We start from the raw sequence: 23,305 nt of genomic DNA on the forward strand, positions 1-23,305 counted from the left end.
CCGCCGCCGGCTCCATGAGCTTCACGCCGCCGACGGTCGACACGTAGACGTCGCAGCGCCGCAGGGGGATGCCCGCCTGCCGCTCGAGGACCGCGAGGATCATCGCGACCCGGGACGCGTCGACTCCGTTCGTGACGCGGCGGGGGTGCTCGCCGTCGTTCGCGATCACGAGCGCCTGGATCTCGACGGGGAGCGCGCGGCGTCCCTCCATCGCGACCGTGACGCAGATGCCCGGGGTGGGGAAGCGGGTGCGGCTGAGGAACAGACCGCTCGGGTCGGGGATCTCGGCGATGCCCTCGGCGGTCATCTCGAAGCAGCCGACCTCGTCCGTCGGGCCGAAGCGGTTCTTGAGCGAGCGGACGAAGCGCAGCGCCGTCTGCCGGTCGCCCTCGAAGTGGCAGACCACGTCGACCAGGTGCTCGAGCAGGCGCGGCCCCGCGATGGAGCCGTCCTTCGTGACGTGTCCGACGAGCACGAGGGGGAGCGCCCGCTCCTTGCAGACGCGGATGAGGGTCGCGGCGACCTCGCGGACCTGGCTGGGACCGCCGGGCAGGCCGTCGACGGTGTCGCTCGCGACCGTCTGCACCGAGTCGACGATGAGCAGGTCCGGCCGGACCTCGTCGATCTGGCCGAGCACGGTGGCGAGGTCGGTCTCGGCCGCGAGGAAGAGGCTGTCGTGCATCGCGCCGGTGCGCTCGGCCCGCATGCGCACCTGCGCGGCCGACTCCTCCGCGCTGACGTAGAGGACCCGCTGGCCCTCGGCCGCGGCGCGGCTCGCGACCTCGAGCAGGAGGGTCGACTTGCCCACGCCGGGCTCTCCCGAGAGCAGCACGACCGCGCCGGAGACGATCCCGCCGCCGAGCACGCGGTCGAGCTCGCCCACGCCGGTGGGGCGGTGCGCCGCCGACGTGGTTTCGATCTCGGTGATGGGCCGCGCGATGCGGCCGGCGGCCGGAGCCACAGCGGCGACCGCGCGGACGAGGCCGGTGCGCTCGGTGCTCTCGATCACGGAGCCCCACTGCTGGCACTCGCCGCAGCGGCCTACCCACTTCGCGGTCGTCCATCCGCACTCCGAGCAGCGGTACGGGGCGGTGCGCGTCTTCGAGGAGGCCATGAGGTCCTTTCGGGGCGGAGGAGGGGGACGAGCGCGACGCTACGGGGGACCCCCGACACCGCCGCTCGTTCGAACGTGTCTTCGACAGTACAGTCCATCACCGACGCCGCGAGCGGGGCGCGCCAGGCCGGGGGAGAGGTCGCGTGGAAGCCGTCTGTGGAGGAGCGTCGTCGCGGGGGGGCGGAGGCGGAGGATCGCGCCTCGGAGAACGCCTCAGCCCCGAGCGCCGCCCCGTCGGCGTCGGACGTCTGCGGGAGACTGGGGGACATGCCCTCGACAGTGCACGTCCTCAAGTCCGGCCGCCCGCTCGGAGTCAGCTGGTCCGGCCTCGAGGGCGCCGAGCGGGTCGTCGTCCTGGCGCATCCCGCTCCCGGCTCCTCGGACTTCGACCCCGACCCGGAGGCGACCGCGCGCCACGGGGTGCGCCTGCTCTCGTTCGACCGCCCGGGCTACGGCGCCTCCTCCCTCCTGACCGACCTCGACCCCGCCGGAGCGGGCGTCGGAGCCAGCCCCGAGCAGGCCGCCGCCGACATCGCCGAGTACCTCGCGACCGTCGGCATCGCCTCCGTCAGCGCCGCCGGCTGGTCGGCGGGAGGCCGCGTGGCCCTCGCGCTCGCCGCGAACTACCCCGGCCTCGTGGAGCGCGTCGCCGTGATCGGCACGCCCGCTCCCGACGGCGCCGTGCCGTGGGTCGGCGACGAGAACCGCGCCGAGCTCGCCCGCCTGGCCGACCTCCCGCTCGACGAGGCCGTCCGCGCGCTCACCCGCACCCTCGAGGGCGCCTTCGGCCCGACCCCCGCCCCGGACGCCCTGTTCGGGATGCTCGGCTCCGGCGACGCCGACACCGCGGTGCTCGAGGCCCCCGGAGTCCGCGAGCGGCTCTCCCGCATGCTCGAGCGCGCCGTCGCCCAGGGCGCCCTCGGCATGGCCGCCGACCTCATCGGCTACGGCGTGCAGGAGTGGGGCTTCGCCGTCGAGTCCGCCGAGCCACCGGCGCTCCTCCTCTACGGCGCGGAGGACGCAGTCGCCGGCCGCCGCCACGCCGAGTGGTACGCCGCACGGCTGCCCGACTCCCGCCTCGAGGTCGTGCCCGGCCGCGGCCACCTGCTCGCGATCCCGGAGTGGGACCGCGTGCTCGGCTTCCTCCTTCCCGCCTGACGGCGGCCCGTCCGCTCGATTGGCGCGACTTCCGGCCGTCGCGTACACTCGACCCCGGTACCGTGTCCGAGCGGCCGAAGGAGCATGTCTCGAAAACATGTGTGGGCTTGCGTCCACCGTGGGTTCAAATCCCACCGGTACCGCCAACGAGAAGGCCCCCCGCTTCCACGGAAGCAGGGGGCCTTCGTCGTTCTCGGCGTCGTGCGGCGGTCGCGACGTGCGGGTCAGCCGGCGCGGAGCAGCCAGGAGCGGCCGGCGCGCAGTGCCCGGTACAGGCGCCTGATCGCGTGGTCGGCCTCGGCCGAGCCGACGTCCGAGAAGGAGCCCGCCCCGCCCCAGAGCCCGAGCGCGTCGGCGGCCGCCGCCCGGACGTCTCGGCGGGTCGTCGCTCCGGCGAACAGCTCGTCGAGCCGGTCCGCGACGCGGGCCCGCGCGCCGTCCTGCTGCGACCGTCGACGTCGCGCACCTCGGCGACGGCCGCCGTGATCTCGGCGAGCACAGCGGGGATCGTGCGGTCCATCCTCCTGAGCCTAGGAGCGGGAGCGCGAGCGCTGCGAGGCGGCGTGGGTCAGGAGCGTCGCCACGACTCCGACGAGCACGCCCAGCGCGGTCTCGAGCGCCCGGTCGCGCAGCAGCACGAGCTCGTCGACGGGATGCGCGAGCTCGACCATGAGGATCGCGAGCGGAGTGACGAAGGCGAGGGTCAGGCCGTAATTGCGGCCGACGACGAGCTCGGCGGTCATCTGGAGGAGCACCACCACCACGATCACGGCGAGCGGGGAGAGCGGCAGGGCCAGGAGCGCGGCCGCGATCAGCACTCCGACGATCGTGCCGAGCATCCGGTGGCCCGCGCGCACGAGCCGGGCGCCGGCGTCTGCTCCCGAGACGGCTGCGACGGCGGAGACCATCGCCCAGTAGGGGTGGCCCAGGCCCGTCGCGGTCGGCACGGTGCCTGCCACCAGGACGACGGCCCCGAAGCGGAGCAGGGCGGCGCGCGTCGCCGGACGGGCCGCCGCCGCGCGGAACGAGGTGCGCCACGGCGTCGGGGCGAGGCGGCGTGCGCGGGGGAGGGCGAGACCGCTCAGGCCGACGACGAGCGAGAAGGCGGCGGAGCCCGCAGCGAGAGCGACGGCGAGTGGGATGCGCGAGGGCTCGGACGGGACGGACGCGCACGCCGTGACGGCGAACACCGGGAACAGCGGGCCGGGCGGATGCCAGTGCAGGGCGTCGCTGAGATAGGCGGCCGCGACGGTCACGGCGACCACGACGGGGATGATCAGCCAGTCGCGGTGAGGAGAGAGGGAGACGACGGTGCCGAGGGTCACGGTGGTGACGAGGAACGCGGCTGCCGACAGCTGCATCAGCAGGCGCGGCCGGTGCGTGTGCTGGCGTCCGTAGAGGGCCGTGAAGGCGCCGAAGGTCGCATAGAGGGCGAGATCGGTGCGGCCGAGCGCCCAGAGGACGAGCAGCGGGACGGCGATCGAGACGCCGGCGCGCAGGGCGACGCGATGGGCGCCGGCGTGCGGGCCGAAGGCGAGGAGCTCGCGGGGGTGGGGCAGAACGGGGGTGGCGGCCATCGAGTCCTCTGATCGGGGTCCGAGCGGCGGCGGCCGGAGAAGTGTTTCACGGGTGAAGCAGATATACTTTACGTGTGAATCAGTCTGAAAGCCAGCCGGGCGACGCGGTCGACGAGATCAGGGCGGGCTGGGCGGTGCTGCGGCCCGAGCTCGACACCTCCGCCGTCGACGTCGTCGGGCGGGTGATCCGCGCCTCCGCGCTGATCGTCCGGGCGACGGAGGAGCTGCTCGCCGCCCACGGGCTGACCCGCGGCGAGTTCGACGTGCTCTCCACGCTGCGTCGCGCCGGCGCTCCGCAGTCGCCGACGACCCTCCGGACGATCGCCCTCGCCTCCGCTCCCGCAATCACCAAGCGCGTGCACTCGCTGGAGCGTCGGGGCCTGGTGCGGCGCGCCGCGAACCCGGCGGACGGGCGCGGCTCGCTCATCACGCTGACTCGCGAGGGGGAGGAGCTGGTCGACCGGGCCTTCCCCGAGGTGCTCGACGCCGAGCGGGTGCTGCTCTCGGGGGTGCCCGCCGATCTGCGGGCGGAGGCGTCGCGCTCGCTCCGCGCGGTGCTCGCGAGCGTCGAGGCGGCCGCGAGCCGGTGATGCGCGCGGGGACCGCGAGGCAGCGGGTGCTCGCTACCGTGGTCCCATGCGCCTGACCTCGAGCTTCACCGTGCCGACGCGGCCGCCGGTGCTGCAGCTGGTCAAGACGGCGGCGGCCACGGTCGTCACCTGGCTCCTCGCCGGCGTCGTCTTCCCGGGGACGCTGCCCGTCTTCGGCGCGATCGCCGCGCTCCTCGTCGTCGCGCCGAGCATCAACCAGTCGTTCTCCAAGGCCCTCGAGCGCTCGGTCGGCGTCATCATCGGCGTGATCGTCGGATCCGTGATCGGCACGGTGCTCGGCGGCGAGAGCATCATCGTGCTCCTCGCGATCGTGGCCGCGATCGCCGTCGGGTGGGCCGTGCGCCTGACCCCCGCCTCCGCGGTGCAGATCCCGATCAGCGCGATGCTCGTGCTCTCGGTGGGCGCGGTCACGCCGAACTACGCGCTCGACCGCATCCTCGAGACCCTCCTCGGCGCGGCGGTGGGAGTCGTCATCAACGTGCTCATCGTCCCTCCGGTCGTGCTGGCACCGGCCGAGCGGGCGATCGGAGACCTCACCGCTCAGCTCGCCGCCGCCCTCGACGACCTCGGCGACGCCCTCCAGGCCCCCGTCCCGCGACGCCGGCTCGACGAGCTGCTCATCAACGCCCGGCTGCTGCAGACCATGCAGAGCAAGGCGGAGGAGGCGATCGCGACCGGCGAGGAGTCCCTCCGCCTCAACCCGCGCCGCTCCGCCCACCGCGACCGGCTGCTGGCCCTCGACTCCGTCGTCCCGCGGCTGGGGCGCATCGTGACCCGGGTCCGCGGCATGACGCGGACCGTTCACGACCTCTACGACGACGAGCTCGTCGGGGAGCCGACGATCGCCGACATCGCCGTCCAGCTGCACCGGGCCGCCCACGATCTGCGGCTCCTCGTGCAGTCCTCGGTCGACGTTCCCGAGCCGGAGGCGATCACGGACGAGCTGCCCGCTCTCACCGCGCCGCTCGTGATCGCGACCCCGCATCCGCAGCACTGGATCCTGCTGGGGGCGCTCGCCGAGGATCTGCGGCGCATCCGCGAGGAGATCGTCGGCGCGGAGTCCTGACGGGCGGGCGCCGAGTGGCGTCGGCGGGAGGGCTGCTCTTTCTGCGCTCGGCGTCTCACGCCGCGCGACATGCGGCTCGTGGTGGCCTGCGGTGGTCAGCCGTCCTGCTCGCCGTCCTTCCTCGGTCCGCCGCCCTCGACGAGCTCGCCGTCGCCCGGGTCGGGAGCGACCTGGCGCAGTGCCTCGGGGTCGCTCGCCTCGGCGTGGAGGGTCTTGCCCTCGGCGATGAGGGAGTCGTCGTCCACGAGGATCCCGGCCAGCTCGGTGATGCGTCCCCGGAGAGCGCCGATCGGGTCCTCGGTGGGCGCGTCCTCCTCGGAGTGATCGACCTCCGAGTCGGGGTAGCGGCGGAGGGCGGCCTCGTCCCGGTCGGGCCGCGGTGCACGGGCGTGCTCGACGCAGAGGCGGGCGACCTCCTCGGCGTGCGCGTGCATCACGGAGTGGGAGGCGTCGGGGATCTCCCAGGCCCGCGCATTCGGCATCGACCGGGCGATCTCCTCCGCCCACTCGCGCGGAACGAGCCGGTCGAACTCGCCGCGGATGACGAGGGCGGACGCGCGGATCCGGGGGACGGTCTCCTCGATCCGGTAGTGCATCATCTCGGGCAGCACGCGGGAGAACCAGCGCGGTCCGCAGAGGAGGTAGGCGCCCGCGGCGAGGATCGCGACCTTGAGGGGCTCGCGGACGCTCGACTGGGCGAAGCGGAGCGCGGCGGTCGGGAGGCGGCGCTCGTGCCGGTTCATCACGGGTCCGAGCAGGACGATGGTGGTCAGCTCCGGACGGCGGGCGGCGAGCTCGGCCACCACCTGCGTCCCCATCGAGTGGCCGAGGACGACGGGATCGTCGAGGCCGAGCTCGTCGATGACCGCGCCGACCAGCTCGGCGTAGTCGCCGATGTCCATGCGCCGCGCGTCGATCGGGTGCGGCACGCCGCCGAAGCCCGGCAGGTCGAGAGCGTGCACCGGGCCGAACTCGTTGAGCGCGGGCGCGAGGCGCTCGAAGTACGTGGCCGCGACTCCGATCCCCGGCACGAGGACGAACGTGCGCTCGCCGTCGCGCCCCACTGTGCTCACCCGCGCCCAGACGTCGCGGTGGTGCACGCGCTGGACCGAGACGTCGGTGCTGCGGGTGCGGCGGTGCGGATCCCGCCCCCGAGAGCGCGTGGTCGCGAAGACGTCGCGGACTCCGCGCCGCAGAGTCGTGGCGAGAGTGGGGAGGAGGTCGCTCGGGCGGAGCACGGGGCCTCCTTCGATCGGGGGAGTCGGTCGCTGCGAGCCTAGGCGCTCGCCGCCGGGCTCAGATCAGCATGTCGTCCGACCTGTGGAGGATCAGGCGGGCCGGCCCGGTGTGGAGGACGCCGTTCGTCAGGGGGGCGGTGCGGACGCCGCCGCGCCTCCGCATCGCCCGGAACGCCCCGGGGGCGAGCACGACGTCCATCCAGGCGCAGGGGTTGGCCGGTCGTCCGCCCTGGAACTCGATCCGCTCCCCGCCCTGCTCGATCGCGAACGTGCGGCCGGCGAGCGCATCGACGTCGGCGCCGCGGACGATGATGTTGCGGCGGGCGTCGGCGGGGTCGAAGGGCCCTGCGCCGAGCTCGGCGGCGATGTGCTCGAGGGTCTCGACCGCGAAGAGCGTGATCGCCGCGGGGCGGTGCGCGCGCTGGGCGAAGAAGCGGTCGCCGACGATGCCGAGGCCTGCGCGGATCTCGATCCGCTCGGGCTGCTCGTTGCCCTCGGACGGCACCGGGCCATCGGCGGGGCGGCCCTCGTAGCGGTGCAGCGGAGAGACGACGAAGCCCACGAGCTCGATCGCGGCGGCCTCCATGAGCCCACGGTACGCCGTGAGGGGGAGCAGCGGCGTCCGCCCGTCGGAGGCTCTGCGAGGCGCTCCGGGACACCGCGACGGAGCCTGGGTTCTCGTGGCTGCGGCGGCGTCCCGAGACGGAGCCGTCTGCGCCGCCGCCGCCGATTCGCGGAGGGGGCTCCCGGCATGTATAGTCGTACCTCGTTGCGTGCGCCTCTGGCCCACGCGATGGACTGCGCCCGTAGCTCAACGGATAGAGCATCTGACTACGGATCAGAAGGTTGGGGGTTCGAATCCCTCCGGGCGCACTCTGGTTGAGACAGAGCAGAACGGCCCGCTTCGGCGGGCCGTTCTCGTTTTAACGGTCGCTCGTTCCGGTGGCTGTCGGCGTCGGTCTCCCGGAGAGCGCGGGGCGACGGAACGGCCGGTCCTCCGTCTCGCAGGACGCCTCTTCGCGCCGTCGACGGCGCCGACCGTCTTCCGCCCGCATCCGCGATCAGTCCTCGCCCGCGCTCGCGGTCACTCCGCGCAGGCTCCGCGATCACGCGTCGCGAGCACGCCGCTCGGCTCTTCTCGCGCGCCGTTTCCTCCTCCACAGCGCCCATCTCGCGCCGTTCTCCACGGATGCAGCCGTACCGGCCGCGGTGACGTCGAACCGAGTAATACTCTCCTTCCGTGGGGCTGAACAGTCGCCGCCGACGCAGTGCGCTCGGTCGGCAGAGGAGAGGACATCGGATGAGTCGAACGGAACAGTCGGGGCGGGACGAGCGCGGACGACCCCGAGCGCGGACGGCGCGAGCGCTGGTCGGCACGACGGCGGGCTGCGTGCTCGTGAGCGGGCTGCTGGGCGGAGGCCTCGCACCGCCGCCCGCCCTCGCCGCCGACGGTCCTCACACGACGATCGAGAACACCCTCCTGCAGGGAGGCGCGACGAACGCCGGCGTGACGACCGTCTCGGCCTGGGTCCAGAAGGGCGAGACGCTCCGGGTGGACCTCCACCCGCTCCAGGCGGGCTCGGGGACCGGCGAGGGCGAGACCGGCGGCGGTACCGCCCGGGTGACGGCTCCGGGCGGAGCCGTCCTCGACGAGCAGGACTTCGCGCCCGGAGCGGCGCCCTCGGTGTCCGCCGGCGGCTCGTTCGTGGCAAACGAGACCGGCGTCTTCCAGATCCGGGTGTCCGACGACGACGTGACGGCGCCGGTGAACCTCGTCTGGAGCATCGGCGTCCAGGACGCGCGGGGCGCGGCGGTCGCGGGCCGCGTGTGGTCCGACTCCTATGCGATCCAGTCCGGGGCGAAGGAGTCCTACTCCTCGCCCGAGGAGCGGCGCTCGTCCTTCACGCTTCACGCCGTCACGGAGACGGGCGCCCGCTACGAGCTGGGGCTGCGCGGCTACGACGGGGTCGCCTCGACGGTCCAGGCCACGAACAAGGGCAACGTGAAGGTCGGGTCGTCCGATCCGTCCTACCTCTCGGTCCCCATGCCGCAGTCGAGCGAGGCGGGCGGGATCGGGGCTCAGTACGTGCAGGCGTCCGGACGCTCCGGGATCGACGGCCTGCAGACCTACAAGCTCTTCCTGGACCCGCCGTCGTCCGACCTGCCGGAGTCGATCGCTCCGGCCTACCGCGCGCCGACGATCGAGGGCCTCGCCTTCCGCCGGTCGACCGCGGGCTCCGACGCGGGCACGCTGACCGGCGTCCTGGGGACGCAGCCGGGCACCGTCGTCGTGGACGTCGATGCGGACGGGGACGGCTCCTACGACGGCGAGCGCGACGTGCACCTCACCCGGATCGCGGGGACGACCGGTCCCTTCTCGGTCGACTGGGACGGACGGGACGCGAAGGGCGGGACGGTCGACGTGACCGACCCCGACGTCACCTTCCGCGCCTCCATCGGCCGCACGAACGAGTTCCACTTCACGCGGGTCGACGCCGAGACGTCCGCCGGCGGCGTGTCCGTCGTGAGGTCGACCGGCGGCGGCGACGACCCGTCGATGGTCCACTGGGACGACTCGCTCCTCGCCGGATCGAACTCGGGGCGGTACTCCGGCACCTCCGCGGTGACGTCCGGCGACGGCGGCACCGACTCATCCGGCGGGGTGCACCGCTGGGAGGGCGACGACTCCGGGCGAGGCCGCATCCCCAACGCCAACGACTCGGTGCACGGCTCCTACGGCGACCTGCGGGCGATCGACGACTGGGCCTACGGCTCGGACGGTGCGGTCGCGGTCGCACGCCTCGATCCGCTCGCGCCGCACGTGACCATCGCGAAGACCTCGTCGGTCGACTCCACCACTCCGCTGCTCCGCGGCGCCCGCGTGCCCTACCGGGTGACGCTGACCTCGGACGGGACCGGGGACTACTCCGACGCCGCCGTCATCGACTACCTCGACAAGGGCGTGCTCGACGACGCCGAGCTCGACTCCGGCTCCCTCCGCGCCTCGCAGGGCACGGCCACGATCGATGCGGAGACGGGCCGCATCTCCTGGGCGGCCGGCAGCCTGCCTGTCGGGGCGACGGCCGAGCTGACCTTCGACGTGATCGTGACCGGCGAGGGGGACCGCGCGCTGACGAACACGGCCTGCCTCGCCGATGCGCCCTTCGCTCCCGCCTCGTCCGGCACGGGGACCGACGCGAACCCCTGCGCCACCGTCCCGCACGACATCGGCGAGGGGTCGCTCCTGATCCGGAAGACCGCGTCCCAGGCGAGCGCCGAGCACGGCGGCACGGCGGGCTTCGACATCGTCGTGGCGAACACCGGAACGGTCGACGCGACGGACGTGACCGTGACCGACGTCCCGACGCTCGACCACCTGCTCGAGGCGACCATCGAGAACGGCGCCGGAGGAACGCAGCCGGCCACGGAGCCCGTCACGGGTCTCGACATCCCCGCCGGCGGCCAGGTGTCGCTGCACGTCAGCGGCCGGGTCGCCGACGGGTACGACGCCGCGACCCTGCCCAACCGCGTCTCGATCACCCACCAGCCCGAGGGCTTCGACCCGCCGACGGTCGAGAACGCCTGCGCTGACGATGCGACGTCGTCCTGCGCCGAGATACCGGTGCCGCCCGTCGAGGGCAGGCTCTCCATCGAGAAGACGGCGATCGGGAATCAGGTCGACCACGGCGGGCGTGCCGGGTTCCGGATCGTGGTCGCCAACGAGGGGGCTCGGCCGGCGGACGGGGTGACCCTCACCGACATCCCCGAGCTCGCGCACCTGAGCGACGTCACGATCTCCCGGGACGGCGGCCCGGCGTCGTCCGACCTGACTGTCGAGAACCTGTCTCTGGCCCCGGGAGCGTCGACGACGTTCACCGTGACCGGACGGGTCGCCGACGGCGTGGACGCGTGGATCATCCCCAACCGGGCGCGCCTGACCGAGGTCCCGGAGGGCTTCGATCCGACGACCGTCCTGCACCCGTGCGCGGACGACGGCGGAGCCAGCTGCGCCCAGGTGGCGGTGCCTCCGGTCGGACTCGTGCCGACGGTGCTCGCCTCGACGGGAGCGGCGGCCGGGCCCCTCGCGGCCGGAGCCGGCGCTCTGCTCCTGGCAGGCGGCGCCCTGACGGCGCTGCGCCGTCGCTCGACCCGCACCTCGTGAACCGGAGCCCGGGCCGCTGCAGCGCGGCCCGGGCTTCCGGACCCTCTCCTCGAAAGGCACTACTGCATGACCGAGCACGGCCTCCCGTACCGCATCACCGAGCGCTTCCCTCTCCCCGATGGACGCGTCGGCGTCAGCACCTGGTGGTCCGCCGACCCGGAGCAGCTGGAGCAGCAGCTCCGCACGCGCTCCGGGCATCCGCATCCCGAGAGGGAGCCGGTCCGGAGACTGCACCTCGCGACCGCGACGATCGTGCTGATCGAGGAGCGGACCGAGGGAGGCTTCCGCCCGCTCGACCCCCACCTCCGGGCCCGCACCGATCCGCGCTGGCGCCGGGCTCTCCTGCGGTCGCGCAGGTCGGCCCGGCTCCGACGCGTCATCGGTCCGCGGGACCTGCCGAGGACGGATCCGCCGGTCGAGGTGTCACGGCACGTCGATCCGACACGTCGAGTGTGAAGGAGGCGGGCGGAGAGCTCGGCACCTGATGCGCGGTGAGGGTCTCCCCGCAAGGACGCCGTCGGGTCAGGCGGCTTCCTCGAGGTCGTCCTCGACTGCGACGGGCGCGTCGACCGGGGCGCACGGGGGAGCCGACTCGGCTGGGGATGCCGAGGCCGCGATGCGCGAGCGCTCGAGCCCGGCGAGGAGCACGGCGAAGGCCTCCTCGAGCTCGGCGGTGTCGCGGAGCAGGACGCGCTCACCGCTCGTCGGATCGAGGCGGACCGTCCGATAGGCCGGGCGGGGGAGGTCGGAGACCAGGGTGATGATGCCGAGGACGCCGCCGCTGCGGCGGGCGCGCGCGGTCCAGCGGTTGGCGTGGGTGCGGAGAAGGATCATGACCGGGGCCGTCCTCGGTGACGTGGTGCAGGAGCGGGGGGAGGGGGGGTGTCGCTGGCGGTGCGGGGATCCTCTCGAAGCTTGCTGCACGAAGGGCCATCGCTTCCTGTGCTTGACAGCAGAGCCGAGCAGCGGTCACCGGCGCCGGGCGGCCGCCGCGGCGTGCAGGGCCCGCAGGAACTCGGGGACGACCGGGTTCCCGGTGTCTCGGGCGAGCACACCGATCTCACGGCTCGCGCCCGGATCGTCGATCGGGATCTCGCGGACGTCGTCGTCGACCGAGGACGGGCTCGGCGGCAGGATCGTGAGTCCGAGGCCGGCTGCCGCGAGTCCTCGGGCGGCGCGGTAGTCGCCGACCTCGAACGCCGGCACCGGGTCGCGGCCGTCCACGGCGAGCAGGCGCCGGGCCGACTCGTGGAGGCCGTAGCCGGGCGCCAGCATGATCAGGTCGAGGCCGCGGAGGTCCTCGACCGTGACCGAGCGCCGCGAGGCCAGCGGATGACGGGGGTCCACGACCGCGAGGAGAGGCTCCGAGTAGAGGGTCGTCGTGGTGGTGCCGGGGAGATCGGGCGGATCCGCGACGATCGCCAGCTCGGACTCGCCCTCCGCCACGGCCCGCAGGCAGAGGGCGCGGGAGCCGTGACGGAGCCCGAAGCCGACCTGCGGCCAGCGGCGGCGGAACCGGCGGATCACATCCGGCACGAAGCTCTCCCCGAGGAGCGTCTGGAAGGCGAGGTCGATCCGGCCGTGCTCCACCTCGCCCGCCTGCCGCACCTCCGCGAGCCCGGCGCGGATCACCGACATGCCGTCCTGAGCGGCCTCGGCGAGACGGGTCCCCGCCTCCGTCAGCACCACCCCGCGGCCCTCCCGGCGGACCAGGGGAGTGCCGACCAGGGCGGACAGCCGGGCGAGCGACCGGCTCGCGGTCGGCTGCGGGATCCCGAGCTCGGCGGCCGCCGCCGTGACGCTCCCGGTCTGGGCGACCGCGACGAGCAGGGGCAGGAGGCGGAGGGTCGCGGGCCAGTCGTCGGACACGCCACCACCCTAGATCCGGACATGACCAGAACGCATGAACAGTACGAGAAAGGACATTAGTCATGCACCCGCAGGCGGTCTACCGTCGGAATCATGAGCACCGCCGCACGCCTCCGACCGATGCGCGCAGCGGCACCCTTCTCGCAGCGGAGGCTGACCATCGCCCTCCTCGCCGCCGGAGTCGCGACCTTCGCCGAGCTCTACGCCGTGCAGAGCGTCCTCCCGCAGCTCGCGCGGGAATGGGCCCTCGCCCCGTCCGACGCCGCGCTCACCGTCTCGGCCGCGACCCTCGGACTGGCGCTCTCGGTGCTGCCGTGGGCCTCGGTGGCCGAGCGCATCGGACGGCTCGAATCCATGCGGATCGCGGTCCTCACGTCCGTGGTCCTGGCGCTGCTCGCCTGCGTCGCCCCGACCTTCGAGCTCCTCCTCGTCCTGCGCTTCCTCGGGGGAGCGGCACTGGGTGCCGTCCCGGCGCTCGCCGTCGCGGCGATCCACGACCGGGTCGGGGGCGCCGGAGCGACGGCCGCCGCGACCGCCTACGTCTCCGGGACCACGATCGGCGGTGCCGCCGGACGCCTGCTCGCCGGACCGCTCGCGGCGGCGCTCGGATGGCGCGGCGCACTGCTCGTCGTGACGGCCGTCTGCGCGGCGGCGGCGATCGTCTTCGCCGTGCTCGCGCCCCGGGGCGGCGGCGCGCGCGAGGCGGCCCCCGGCGGCTGGCGAGGGAAGACGGCGCAGGTGCTCCGCGATCCGATGCTCGTCGCGATCGCGCTGCAGACGTTCCTCGCGGTCGGCGTGTTCGTCGCGGTCTACAACTACCTGGCGTTCCGGCTCGAGGCGCCGCCGTTCGCACTCGCGCCCGCGCTCGTCTCCCTCCTCTTCGCCGCCTACCTCGCGGGAACCGTCTCCTCCCGGCTCGCGGGGAGATGGGGGCCGCGGATCGGCCCCCGCCTCGTCATGCGGATCGGCGTCGCCCTGATGATCGTCGGACTGCTGGTGATGCTCGCCGAGAACGTCGCCGTGGTGATCGCCGGACTCCTCGTCTTCACGGCCGGCTTCTTCGCCCTGCACGCGACCGGCGCCGCCTGGACGGGAGCGCGCGCGGCTCCGGCACTCCGCGGGCACGCCGGCGCGGTCTACACGATCGCCTTCTACGCGGGCTCGGCCGCCGGCGGCTGGCTCCTCGGCCTGGCCGTCGGAGCCGGTGGCTGGCCGGCGCTGACGGCGGTGACGATCGGCCTGCTGCTGGTAGGAGCGGGGATCGTCAGCCTCCCGTCGCGCACCACCGCGGCCGGGCGCTGAACCCCCGCCTTTGTCGACCGCACCCCGAGCTCCGCCCGGCACCTCCCCGCAGCGGGCGAGGTGCGACATGATGGCCCGACTGCACGAAGCGGGGGACGGCATGGCGCGGAGCACCGGAGCGGACGGCTCCCCACGCGAGAGCGGCGGAACGGGCGAGGGCGGCACCGACCCGCGCTACCACGCGGGCTTCCAGCGCGGCTACGACGGACGCGGCGCCGAGCGGCGCGGCAGCGGCGAGGAGCGCCTCCGCTCCCCGTTCCTGTCGGGCGGGGCCGCGGGCACCGGGCGCTCGGCTGGCCGGAGAGGCGGCCGGTCCGCTCCCGAGCACGAGGACGTGCGATCGGTCGGCGGCCCGACGGGCTCCCGAGCCTCCGGCCGACGGACGGCTCCGGAGCGCGAGAGATCGGCGGTGCGGGCCGTCCCGACACCCGCGGAGCCGACCGCGCCCCGACCCGCGGAGCCGACAGTCCCACTCCCGACCGAGCCGACCGTCCCGCTTCCCGCCGAACCCGACCCCGCTCCCGGCGACGCGGCACCCGACTCCGGTGACCGTCACGACGCGACCGACACCGACCCCCGCCCCGCTGTCTCCACTCGCCGCATCGCCGGAGCCCTGGCGGTCGTCGGCGGCGTGAGCGTCCTCGTCGGACTCCTCGCCCTCTGGAACAGCTCCCACAGCTGGTACGACTACTCGCCGTCGCAGAGCGCCTTCGGGCCCGAGCAGTACCTCCGCGTGCTCAGCGACAACGCGATCGGACCGTTCCTCACCGTCGGCCTGATCGCGCTCGGCCTGGCGGTCGTGGTCCCGCTGCTGAGGGCTCCCCGCCGATGACGCGGGTCCGCCTGCTCTGGGCCGCCGCCATCGCGGTCACCGTCGTCCTCTGGGCCGCAGTGCTCGCGCTCCCGGTCGTCGTCCTCCTGCTGCCGAACCAGTACCAGGGCGACTCGATCACGGTCCCGCCGGAGCTCTACGTGCGGCAGGCGCTCGCGATGGTCGCGCCGCCGCTCCAGACCGCTGCCCTGGTGATGCTGGGGGCGCTGATCGTCGTCGCGGTCGCGCGGCGCCCGCCGGCGAAGATCCGTACGACGGAGGCGGCGAGCGGCTGGGACGACGCCGTGCTCCTCGACCCGGACGGCCGCGAGCAGCGCGGGACGGGCCCCGCAGGCCGCTGAGCATCCGCTGCTCGATCGGAATCCGCCTCCCGGGAGCACCCGCTGCTCCCCGGTCGGAAGCCGCTCCTCCGGATGCACCCGCCCTTCACGCCGGCAGCAGCTGGAACCGCTCCCGCGCCGCTCCGCCGGCGACGAGGTCCGCGAGCAGCTCGCCCAGGACCGGACCGAACGTGAAGCCGTGCCCCGAGAACCCGGTCGCCAGAGTCACGCGGCCCACGCGGTCGAGCACGAAGTCCTCGTCGGGCGTGCTGTCGTAGAGGCAGCTGATCGGAGCGGCGCTCGCCGCGTCCGCGCCCGGGATCCACTCCGCGACGTAGCCGACGAGGCGGGCGAGCGCTCGGGGCTCGGGCTCGAAGGTGCGCTCGTCCGGATCGACGACGACACCGGTGCTGTGCTCGCCCACCTTCACCCCGACTCCGGGCGTCGCGAGCCCATAGACGACCGGCAGGCCGGGGTGGTGGTGGGCGAAGCTCGGCCGGGAGTCGAGGGGCAGGTCGGTCGCGAAGTGCGCGGGCTGCTCCTGTGTGACGCGCAGCGGAGGGAGGCGTCGGCCGGCCGCGCGGACGAGGCCGTTCACGAGCGGCGGCGTCCAGGATCCGCCGGCCACGACGACCGCGTCGGCGTCGAGAGCGCCGTCGGTGGTCAGCACGCGCACGTCGTCGGCGCGCTCCTGGATGCCCAGCACGCGCGTCCGCGTCCGGAGGACGGCGCCGCGTCCGAGGGCGGAGTCGAGCATCGCGTCGATCGCGGCCGCCGCGTCGAGGCGTCCGCCCTCGGGGTGCAGCAGGACGTCTGTCTCGAAGCGGAGTCCCGGCCAGCGCCGCTGCGCCTCGTCCGCCCCGATCCGCACCACGGGGATCCCGTCGCGCAGGAGGACAGCCTCGACGGCGGCCAGGACGGCGGAGTCGCCGTGGTCGATCGCGCCGACCGGATGCAGCAGGCGGCGGCCGGTCTCGGCCTCCAGCCGTGCCCAGGCGCGCCCGGCCCGTCCGGTGAGGGCGCGGTAGTCGTCCTCGAGCTAGCCGCGGCGGAAGATGCGCGTCTCGCCGTGGGACGAGCCGCGGTCGTGGCCCCGCTCGAACTGCTCGACGAGCACCACGCGATCGCCGCGCTCGGTGAGGGCGCGGGCTGTCGCTGCTCCGACCAGGCCGGCTCCGACGACGACGACCTCACGGGTCACGGGGTCTCCCGGGAGGCGCGGCGCACGCCGAGCAGGACGACCAGGCGGAGGAACCCGACGAGTCCCATGCCGATCAATGCGGCGATCAGCGTCAGCACGGCGACACCGGCCACCCAGGTCGTGTCGCCCGTCACCGACTGCGCCGCGAACTCGGTGCAGAACAGCGCCAGCCCCGCGTAGCTCAGGATGAGGACGGTGATCGTCCCGGGACGGCGGAGGCGCTGCGCAGGCGTCCGCCAGAGGGCCGGCGGCTCGAGCCAGCGGCGCAGCAGCCGGATCACGAGGGTGCCGACGAGGCCGAGGAAGCCGGCCGCGATCAGGATGATGCCCGCGCCGCCCAGCCCCGACGCCTCGACGCCGGCCAGCTCGAGGGCGATCCCGATCGCGACGCCGACGGCTCCGGCGCCCCCCGCGATCATGGCCGCCCACACCCCGAAGCCGCCGCGGAGGACGCTCTCACGCTCGGGACGCGACGGGTCGGCGTCCATCGGACGCTGCTGACGCGGACGGATCGGCGCGGGGGGAGCCGACGCCGGCGCTGCTGCCGGAGCGGCCGCGGCCTCGGACACGCCCCAGACCGGAGCGGCGTCCGGCGTCTGCGACTCGATCACGTTCTCGCGCACCGGCACGTAGCGCAGCGGCGCGTCGATCCGCACCTGCGGCCGCCCGCGCACGACGATCGTCGCCCCCAGGTCGGCCCCGCGCTCCAGCGCGACGGGTCCGAGGAGGAGCCCGACCGCCGGATCGATCCGCCACGCGTCCGACCGGGGAGCCGACCCGTACCACTCCGCCGACACGGCCCCGCCGAGATCGACCGAGATCGGCCGCCCGTCGCTGTAGCTCGTCACCGGCACGAGCGAGCGGCCGGAGTTGCGCACCCGCGCGCCCACCCGCCACCAGTCGTCCCCGGCGTGCGTCAGCCGCACCTCGACGTCGACCAGCGACGCCGGCACCGCCCGCCGCCGTCCGATGACCACCGCGACAACCGCGAGCCCGGCGATGACCAGCCCGCCGAGCAGGCCGACCACTCCGATGAAGATCTCCATGGGAGCAGTCAAGCAGGCGCGGGTCGACGGCGCGGGCGCGACGAGGTGGCCTCCGCGACGCTCGATCCCGGCCGTCGACGCCGTCGCTCCGCGCGGCCGCCACCCCTGTTCCCGACCCTCCGCCCGACCGTCGAGCCCGGAGCGGGTCACTCCGCATACTGAGGAGGCGCGTCGCGTCGACCGCATCGCGGGTCTCATCGCAGGAGGGTCGATCATGCGCCACTGGTTCGCGTCCCCCGTGCGCCGGCGCCCTCGTCGACGGGCCGGTGCGATCCTCGCTCTGCTGGGGGCCGCGGCGCTCGCCGTCGCAGCCGTCGCGCTGTCGGACACGGCGGGAGGAGGCGGACCGGAGGCGGTGTCCTCCTCGGCCAGTGCTTCTGCGGCGTCGAGCAGTCCCGCTGCTCCCGCGCCGAGCAGTCCGCCGGCGGCCGTCGAGCCGTCCGCTCCGGAAACGGAGCCGTCCGCTCCACAAACGGAGCCGTCCGCTCCGTTCCTCGCGACGCTGGCCGCTCTCCCCGCGGTCGAAGGCCCCGCCGCCGTCCCCTACGACCGCGACCTCTTCGGGCAGGCGTGGTCGGACGTCGACCGCAACGGCTGCGACACTCGCAACGACGTCCTCGGCCGTGACCTGCTCGCCCCCGTGTTCAAGCCCGGCACCCGCGACTGCAAGGTCCTTACCGGCACCCTGATCGACCCCTACGACGGCACCTCGGTCGCCTTCGTCTCCGGGACCGACACCTCCCGCCTCGTGCAGATCGACCACGTCGTCGCCCTCGGCTGGGCCTGGCACCACGGCGCCTGGTCGTGGACGGACGACCAGCGCCTCGCCTTCGCGAACGACCCCGCGAACCTCGTCGCCGCCTCCGAGCAGACCAACCGCGCGAAGAGCGACGCCGGCCCGGGGGAGTGGCTGCCACCGGCCCCGGAGCTGCGCTGCGGGTACGTGGAGCAGTTCGTGGCCGTGCTCAGCGAGTACGGGCTGGCGGTCGGGGCGCAGGACCGGGAGGCGGCGGAAGCGGTGCTGGCCACGTGCTGACCCGCACTGATGCCATGCGATCGGAGATGCTCATCCGCTTTGCTCCACTATCTCGAGCAGCTCCATGGCCTTCGATTCGGATTCGGACTGGGGCGAAGGGGACCCGTTCGATCGGTTGTCACCTCCCCCGCCGCTCCGCCGTCGCCTCTCCGCCCGCGCGGACCGCCTGACCGCGATCCTGCTGGTCGTCCTCCTGCTGGTCCTCGGCGTCGTCCTGTCCTTCTTCGTGCTGGTCGAGCAGCTGGCGATAGATCGGTGCGGGGGGAGCTCCGGGCGAATTCGACTACGGGCTCCTGAGCACGACGACCGTGCTCGTCCCCGGAGTCGTCGCCCTGACCTTCCTCGTGACGGTCGTCGCACTCGTCCGACCGAACACGTCGCGTCGGATCTGGTGGATCCCCGCGATCGGCACGGTGGCTGCCGTCCTCGTGTTCTTGCTCGCGTCGGGCCTGGTCTTCGTCGCGACGCACTGAGCACTTCGACTGCCCCTCGGTCAAGCCTGGACGTGGTGCGGGCGACAGATGTCTGTTGCGCAGACCAGAATGGCGGAGCTGAGAGGGGGCCCCGATGGCCGCGAGCGCATACGAGGACTTCGCCTTCGAATCGGATCTGCCGAGCGCCTGGAGCGGCGCGTTCCCCTGGCTGGAAGGGCATGCCACCGCCGACAGGGCGGAGCTCCGAGCAGCCCTGACCGGCCGGGATCTGGACGACCCGAGCGCCCGTTCCGCGATCGTCGAGCACATCCTCGAGTACCGCACCTCGTCGACCCTTCGCGAGCTCTTCCCGGCCGTGAGCGCCCGCGACGTTCCAGGCCAAGTGGAGAGCGTCCGCCTCCGCAACGTCTTGATCCGAGAGGACATCACCGATTTCGAGGCTCTCGCCCCCATGAGAGTGCGAGGCGTGATGGTGCTCCGAGGCATGGGGGCGCGCAGCGCGACCGAGCTGCTCGGCTGGGCCGTCGACGAGGCGATCCGCTCCAACAGCACGTCGCCGGCTCCTCCCGCCGTCTCCGCCGCGCTCACACGGCGTTCGCGTCAGGCGGCGGAGGCCACCCCGAGGACGAAGCTCCTGGACGCGGTGCAGGTCGCAGCGTCATGGCGACAGGCTCTCGGACAGGGAGAGGCCCCACTGCTCTCCGCATCGCGAGACCTCGGGGCTGCTCCCGCGGCCGTCGTCGAGGCATGGGCTCTGCTCGACGCGCTGACCTCGGACGAGTGGGTCGGCGACGGCTCGGGCTTCGCCTCCCTGCCCGAGCAGCTCGGCGTCCACCTCGCCGCCCTCGACGACCGTCAGCGGATGATCTTCCTCGGGCGCCATGTGGGCGGTCGCCGGGTGACCCTGGACCAATTGGGCGAGCGCCTCGGGGTGACGCGGGAGCGCGTCCGTCAGATCGAGGTCCGAGTGCGGGAAGCGACGTCGAGTTGGCTGGAGCGGGACGAGGGCCTGGCCTTCCGAGCCGCGGCAGTGAGGTCGCGGATCGGCGTCCTCTCGCACGTCGAACTCCTCGCCTCCGTCCCGGGACTCCTCGATCCCGTCGACGACGACGGGACGACAGCGCTGGCCGTTCTCGACGCGGTCGACGACGGATTCGAGGGAGACGGCGACTGGTTCGCCGTCCCCTCCCTCGGTGGCGCCCGGTCGGAGACGGAGGTCCGCTTCGCCGACCTCGCCGACCAGCACGGCGGTGCTTCCCACTCGGACGTGCTCGCGTCCTTCGCGGAGTGGACGGCGCTCTCCGAGAAGCGCGTCGTCGAGTGGATGACCGCGCTCGGTCACGTGAGGATCGGCGACGTGTGGGCGAGGACGCGCCGGGCGTCCATCGGAGATCTGACGGTGGCGCTCCTGAGCGTCGAGGGAGCACCGCGGTCGATCGAGTGGATCGAGGCCGCCTTCGAGGGGGAGCGGGAGCCTCGGTCGATCCGTAACGCGCTCGCGAACGACGATCGGCTCATCCGCGTCGGCCGCGGCGACTGGGGGCTCGTGGAATGGGGCGGTGAGGTCTACACGAGCATCAAGGACGCGATCGCAGCGGAGGTGGAGCGGAGCGACGGCGCCGTCGCACTCGACGCACTCCTCGAGGACCTCCCGGAGCGGCTGTCGGTGGCCGCGAGCAGCGTGCGTGGCTACGCGGCGGGCTGGCCCTTCGTCACCCGCGCCGGAGTGGTCCGCTTCGCGGAGCGGCGTGCCGCCGTCCGCAAGCGGCCTGGCCTGACGAAGAACCTCTACTTCCTCGACGACGAGAGGGTCGCCTTCCGGCTCGAGGTGACGGCCGAGCACCTCCGCGGGAGCGGCACGGTGCTGTCCTCAGGCGTGGCGCTCGCGCTCGGGCTCGCGCCCGGCGAGCGGAAGCGCTGGCACGGCGATGACTGGGGCGTCACTGTCACGTGGGAGGGGACTCAGCCGCAGATGGGGACCATCCGAGCCGCTCTCGCCACGATCGACAGCGCCGGCGGGGACGTCGTCCGGCTGGACTTCGCTGAAGATCGGGTGACCGTGACGGCAGTGGAGGACTCGGGGGACGTCACGGCGCTGACCGGTGTCTCGGCTGAGGATGATCGCGCTCTGGCCATCGCCGTCGGCCTCGATCGGAGCGCATCTGCCTCAGACGTCCTGTTCCGGTTGGAAGAGCGCGGCGAGGCCGATCTGGCCGCACTCCTTCGCGATCGAGCCGCCGACTGAAGCAGCCGGCGCGAGGTCGGCGTCAGTAGGCGTCGGCAGCGACGAGATCGTGCTCGGCGCTGCGGTCCAGCGCAGCGAGCGCTCGGGCCGCCTGCCTCTCGCTGGGCACGGTACCGGGGACGGCGAGGCGCTCGATCAGAGCGCGCTCGATGGGGCTGACGATGCCTCGCACGACTCCTTCACCGAGCACAGCCGCCCAGACCGCGGGATCGACGCGCAGAACCCGAGCAACCGACTCCACCACCGAACCACCTTCCGGTGTGGTCGCGCTGGGTGCTCCCGGTGCCGCGTGCGCAGCGCTGGTCAGCGTGAGCTCATCGACCAGCGCAGGAGGCAGAACCACCCGCTTCTTCTGCGCGGAGTCCCAGCAGGCCTTCTGCTTCGCCCACTGAGTCACGTTCTTCTGAGGCCGGTCCGGATCGGTGAGCACTGCATGCATGGCTCGAGAGATCCCCAGCAACGCCTCCTCGGTGATCGGACCAAGCGCCTGCTGACGCCACACTCGGTCGAAGTCGAATCGGTGGTCGGGCATCTTACGGCCCAGCTCGAAGGCGAACTTGGACATCGCGTAGGCGACGATGTTGGCGAGATATCCGCCCTCGTACCAGTCCGCCTTCATGACGGCCGCCCTCAGTCGGTTGTACATGATGACCTTGGCGATGCTCTGCCGGTAGTAGTCGTCGTTCACTGCATCGGCCGACTGCTCCCACAGGCGGTCGGTCGCCACCGCATACGCCATGAAGTTGCTCTGCGCACCCCGGCTGACCTCGTGAGGCTTCTGCTCCCAGGAGAAGGCGAACTTCGCCCAGTCCGTCTTCGTGATGACCTGGCTCTTCGGGAACTCGAGTTCGAAGCGCCGCTGCTCTGCAGGCGTCCGCGCGTTCCTCGTGTTCTCGTACTGACCGCGGGTCCTCTCGTAGAACCAGCCGGTGCCGAACTGCACCCCGTCCCGGGCGGGCGCCTTGACGCGCAGGCTGATCTGCTCGAGTCGCACATGGAAGGGGCTGTTCGAGAAGAAGTCGGCTTCACTCACCTTGTTCTGGCTGTTCGCGTAGCGGGACACCTTGGCGACCAGATCCGCCGCCTGAGCCGGAGCCACCGTCACCAGCTTCATCTGGACGAAGACGCCCTCCAGGGAGCGGTCCTTCGCCAGCCGGACGAAGTGCGCGAGAGACGACGTCGTCTGTCCTCCGTTGACGATCTGCCAGTTGTCGATCGAGGTGATGAAGCTGGCGCCGTCCCGCTGCTCGACCGTCACCCCCGTGGCGGTCGTCGTGAGGCCGTTGTTGTAGGCAAGGAACATGTCGGGCTCCTCAGCGAGAGTCGACTGGATTCCCTTGTTGACCTTCCCGCGTGCGCTGAGGAAGGTCCTGACGTTCGACTCGAGCAGCTGGCTACCGTAGCGCTGGAAGGCATCAGCCAGGAGCCGCCCAGGAAGAACCGCGAGATAGCTCGTCGCGGCGGCGCCGTTCTCCGCGCCGATGAGGCAGGGGAGGCCTTCCGGCATCCACTCCGTGAGGTCGACCCGGATGTCATCGCGGCCACTCTCGGAGGCAGCCAGCTCCTCGAATCGCCGGAGGTCCCAGATGGAGTACGACGCGGGCTTGCCGGCGACGACTTCATCCTCGATGGTGGTGACCCGGGAGCTGAGCGTGGCATCGGTGACGAGGATGAACTTCAGACGGTTGAACTTCGCCAGATTCTCGCGGAAGTAGATCGCGTACTCCGCTTCGCGGGAGCTGGGCTCGAGGTTCTCGGAGAGCCAGCCGTCCACCGAATGCTCGAGATACGCCTCGCCGGCGCCGAAGATCTTGCGTGCCTCCGTCTTCGTGAGGATCGAGCCTGGAGAGTCGTAGTAAGCACCGACGATGACGACGAGCGAGTCGTCTGCGGTGTCCTCGGCGTATCCGAGGATCTCCAGCTTCTTCGATCGCCGCCCGGAGCAGCGAAGAGGCTCGACTGTCGCATCGAAGACGACTTCCGCCTCCTGGAGACGGGCCACCAGCTCCTCGCCGAAAGCCTGGACGGCGAAGGAGGAGGAGCCTTCCGCTCTGATGGCGATGCGCTCACGAAGCGCTTCCTCGAAGGTCATTG

At 73.0% G+C, this 23,305-nt stretch carries 19 protein-coding genes, 2 tRNA genes and 1 pseudogene; 13 read left to right on the forward strand and 9 right to left on the reverse strand.

Annotation, left to right across the window (positions count from 1 at the left end):
• A partial coding sequence (gene radA, locus C5C36_RS05215; protein WP_104309374.1) for a DNA repair protein RadA occupies positions 1-1,114 on the reverse strand: 1,114 nt, incomplete at its 3' end.
• A 267-nt stretch (positions 1,115-1,381) separates the two neighbouring features.
• Here radA and C5C36_RS05220 point away from each other — a divergent pair.
• The gene (locus C5C36_RS05220) at positions 1,382-2,272 is read left to right on the forward strand and encodes an alpha/beta fold hydrolase (RefSeq protein ID WP_104273782.1); all 891 of its coding nucleotides are present in this window, start codon (positions 1,382-1,384) and stop codon (positions 2,270-2,272) included.
• A gap of 56 nt (positions 2,273-2,328) precedes the next feature.
• Positions 2,329-2,418: transfer RNA gene (locus tag C5C36_RS05225), tRNA-Ser, on the forward strand.
• Positions 2,419-2,802: 384 nt separating this feature from the next.
• Here the strand turns inward: C5C36_RS05225 and C5C36_RS05230 are convergent.
• The gene (locus C5C36_RS05230; protein WP_104225998.1) at positions 2,803-3,849 is read right to left on the reverse strand and encodes an FUSC family protein; all 1,047 of its coding nucleotides are present in this window, start codon (positions 3,847-3,849) and stop codon (positions 2,803-2,805) included.
• Positions 3,850-3,923: 74 nt separating this feature from the next.
• On the opposite strand from C5C36_RS05230, the gene C5C36_RS05235 reads away from it, so the two are divergent.
• Positions 3,924-4,439, forward strand: a complete 516-nt coding sequence (locus tag C5C36_RS05235; RefSeq protein WP_104225997.1) for a MarR family winged helix-turn-helix transcriptional regulator — start codon at positions 3,924-3,926, stop codon at positions 4,437-4,439.
• A 46-nt stretch (positions 4,440-4,485) separates the two neighbouring features.
• On the forward strand, positions 4,486-5,526 hold the full coding sequence (locus C5C36_RS05240) for an aromatic acid exporter family protein (protein ID WP_104225996.1): 1,041 nt from the start codon (positions 4,486-4,488) through the stop codon (positions 5,524-5,526).
• Between the two features lie 95 nt (positions 5,527-5,621).
• Here C5C36_RS05240 and C5C36_RS05245 read toward each other — a convergent pair whose 3' ends face one another.
• Positions 5,622-6,764: an alpha/beta fold hydrolase gene (locus C5C36_RS05245; RefSeq protein ID WP_181127836.1), complete on the reverse strand. Its 1,143-nt coding sequence runs from the start codon at positions 6,762-6,764 to the stop codon at positions 5,622-5,624.
• 58 nt (positions 6,765-6,822) lie between these two features.
• The gene (locus C5C36_RS05250; RefSeq protein WP_104248232.1) at positions 6,823-7,350 is read right to left on the reverse strand and encodes an MOSC domain-containing protein; all 528 of its coding nucleotides are present in this window, start codon (positions 7,348-7,350) and stop codon (positions 6,823-6,825) included.
• A 214-nt stretch (positions 7,351-7,564) separates the two neighbouring features.
• Here C5C36_RS05250 and C5C36_RS05255 point away from each other — a divergent pair.
• The 3 genes from C5C36_RS05255 to C5C36_RS05265 all read left to right on the forward strand — a co-directional run bounded on the left by C5C36_RS05255 (position 7,565) and on the right by C5C36_RS05265 (position 11,382).
• Positions 7,565-7,637 (forward strand) — tRNA-Arg (locus tag C5C36_RS05255).
• A 427-nt stretch (positions 7,638-8,064) separates the two neighbouring features.
• A complete protein-coding gene (locus C5C36_RS05260) occupies positions 8,065-10,926 on the forward strand; it encodes a DUF11 domain-containing protein (protein WP_146085308.1) in 2,862 nt (953 codons plus the stop codon).
• Between the two features lie 66 nt (positions 10,927-10,992).
• A complete protein-coding gene (locus C5C36_RS05265; RefSeq protein WP_104309376.1) occupies positions 10,993-11,382 on the forward strand; it encodes a hypothetical protein in 390 nt (129 codons plus the stop codon).
• Between the two features lie 66 nt (positions 11,383-11,448).
• Here the strand turns inward: C5C36_RS05265 and C5C36_RS05270 are convergent, their stop codons facing one another.
• The gene (locus tag C5C36_RS05270; protein WP_104261625.1) at positions 11,449-11,760 is read right to left on the reverse strand and encodes a hypothetical protein; all 312 of its coding nucleotides are present in this window, start codon (positions 11,758-11,760) and stop codon (positions 11,449-11,451) included.
• A gap of 135 nt (positions 11,761-11,895) precedes the next feature.
• A complete protein-coding gene (locus C5C36_RS05275) occupies positions 11,896-12,795 on the reverse strand; it encodes a LysR family transcriptional regulator (protein WP_104309377.1) in 900 nt (299 codons plus the stop codon).
• 93 nt (positions 12,796-12,888) lie between these two features.
• Between C5C36_RS05275 and C5C36_RS05280 the strand changes: the two genes are divergently transcribed.
• The 3 genes from C5C36_RS05280 to C5C36_RS05290 all read left to right on the forward strand — a co-directional run bounded on the left by C5C36_RS05280 (position 12,889) and on the right by C5C36_RS05290 (position 15,270).
• Positions 12,889-14,097, forward strand: coding sequence for an MFS transporter (locus tag C5C36_RS05280; RefSeq protein WP_104268539.1), 1,209 nt, complete (start codon positions 12,889-12,891; stop codon positions 14,095-14,097).
• 70 nt (positions 14,098-14,167) lie between these two features.
• Positions 14,168-14,929 carry a hypothetical protein gene (locus C5C36_RS17510; RefSeq protein ID WP_181133779.1) on the forward strand — a complete coding sequence of 254 codons (762 nt, stop codon included), beginning with the start codon at positions 14,168-14,170 and terminating at the stop codon, positions 14,927-14,929.
• Positions 14,926-15,270: a hypothetical protein gene (locus C5C36_RS05290; RefSeq protein ID WP_104309378.1), complete on the forward strand. Its 345-nt coding sequence runs from the start codon at positions 14,926-14,928 to the stop codon at positions 15,268-15,270. Before C5C36_RS17510 ends, C5C36_RS05290 begins: the two co-directional genes overlap by 4 nt.
• 85 nt (positions 15,271-15,355) lie before the next feature.
• On the opposite strand, the pseudogene C5C36_RS05295 reads toward C5C36_RS05290, so the two are convergent.
• Together C5C36_RS05295 and C5C36_RS05300 are read right to left on the reverse strand one after the other, a co-directional pair.
• Positions 15,356-16,450, reverse strand: a pseudogene (locus C5C36_RS05295) (FAD-dependent oxidoreductase).
• Positions 16,447-17,496: a hypothetical protein gene (locus C5C36_RS05300; protein ID WP_146085309.1), complete on the reverse strand. Its 1,050-nt coding sequence runs from the start codon at positions 17,494-17,496 to the stop codon at positions 16,447-16,449. The pseudogene C5C36_RS05295 and the gene C5C36_RS05300 overlap by 4 nt, the downstream one beginning before the upstream one ends.
• Before the next feature lie 214 nt (positions 17,497-17,710).
• Here C5C36_RS05300 and C5C36_RS05305 point away from each other — a divergent pair, with 214 nt between their 5' ends.
• The 3 genes from C5C36_RS05305 to C5C36_RS05310 all read left to right on the forward strand — a co-directional run bounded on the left by C5C36_RS05305 (position 17,711) and on the right by C5C36_RS05310 (position 21,211).
• On the forward strand, positions 17,711-18,532 hold the full coding sequence (locus C5C36_RS05305; RefSeq protein WP_181133776.1) for an HNH endonuclease family protein: 822 nt from the start codon (positions 17,711-17,713) through the stop codon (positions 18,530-18,532).
• Between the two features lie 308 nt (positions 18,533-18,840).
• On the forward strand, positions 18,841-19,005 hold the full coding sequence (locus C5C36_RS17515; RefSeq protein WP_181127696.1) for a hypothetical protein: 165 nt from the start codon (positions 18,841-18,843) through the stop codon (positions 19,003-19,005).
• Between the two features lie 94 nt (positions 19,006-19,099).
• Entirely contained in the window at positions 19,100-21,211 is a 2,112-nt protein-coding gene (locus C5C36_RS05310) for a sigma factor-like helix-turn-helix DNA-binding protein (protein ID WP_104309381.1), read from the forward strand.
• A gap of 22 nt (positions 21,212-21,233) precedes the next feature.
• On the opposite strand, the gene C5C36_RS05315 is transcribed toward C5C36_RS05310, so the two are convergent.
• Positions 21,234-23,303: an AIPR family protein gene (locus C5C36_RS05315; protein ID WP_104309382.1), complete on the reverse strand. Its 2,070-nt coding sequence runs from the start codon at positions 23,301-23,303 to the stop codon at positions 21,234-21,236.
• Between the last annotated feature and the right edge of the window lie 2 nt (positions 23,304-23,305).

This window comes from Rathayibacter sp. AY1G1, assembly GCF_002932095.1.
GTDB lineage: Bacteria > Actinomycetota > Actinomycetes > Actinomycetales > Microbacteriaceae > Rathayibacter.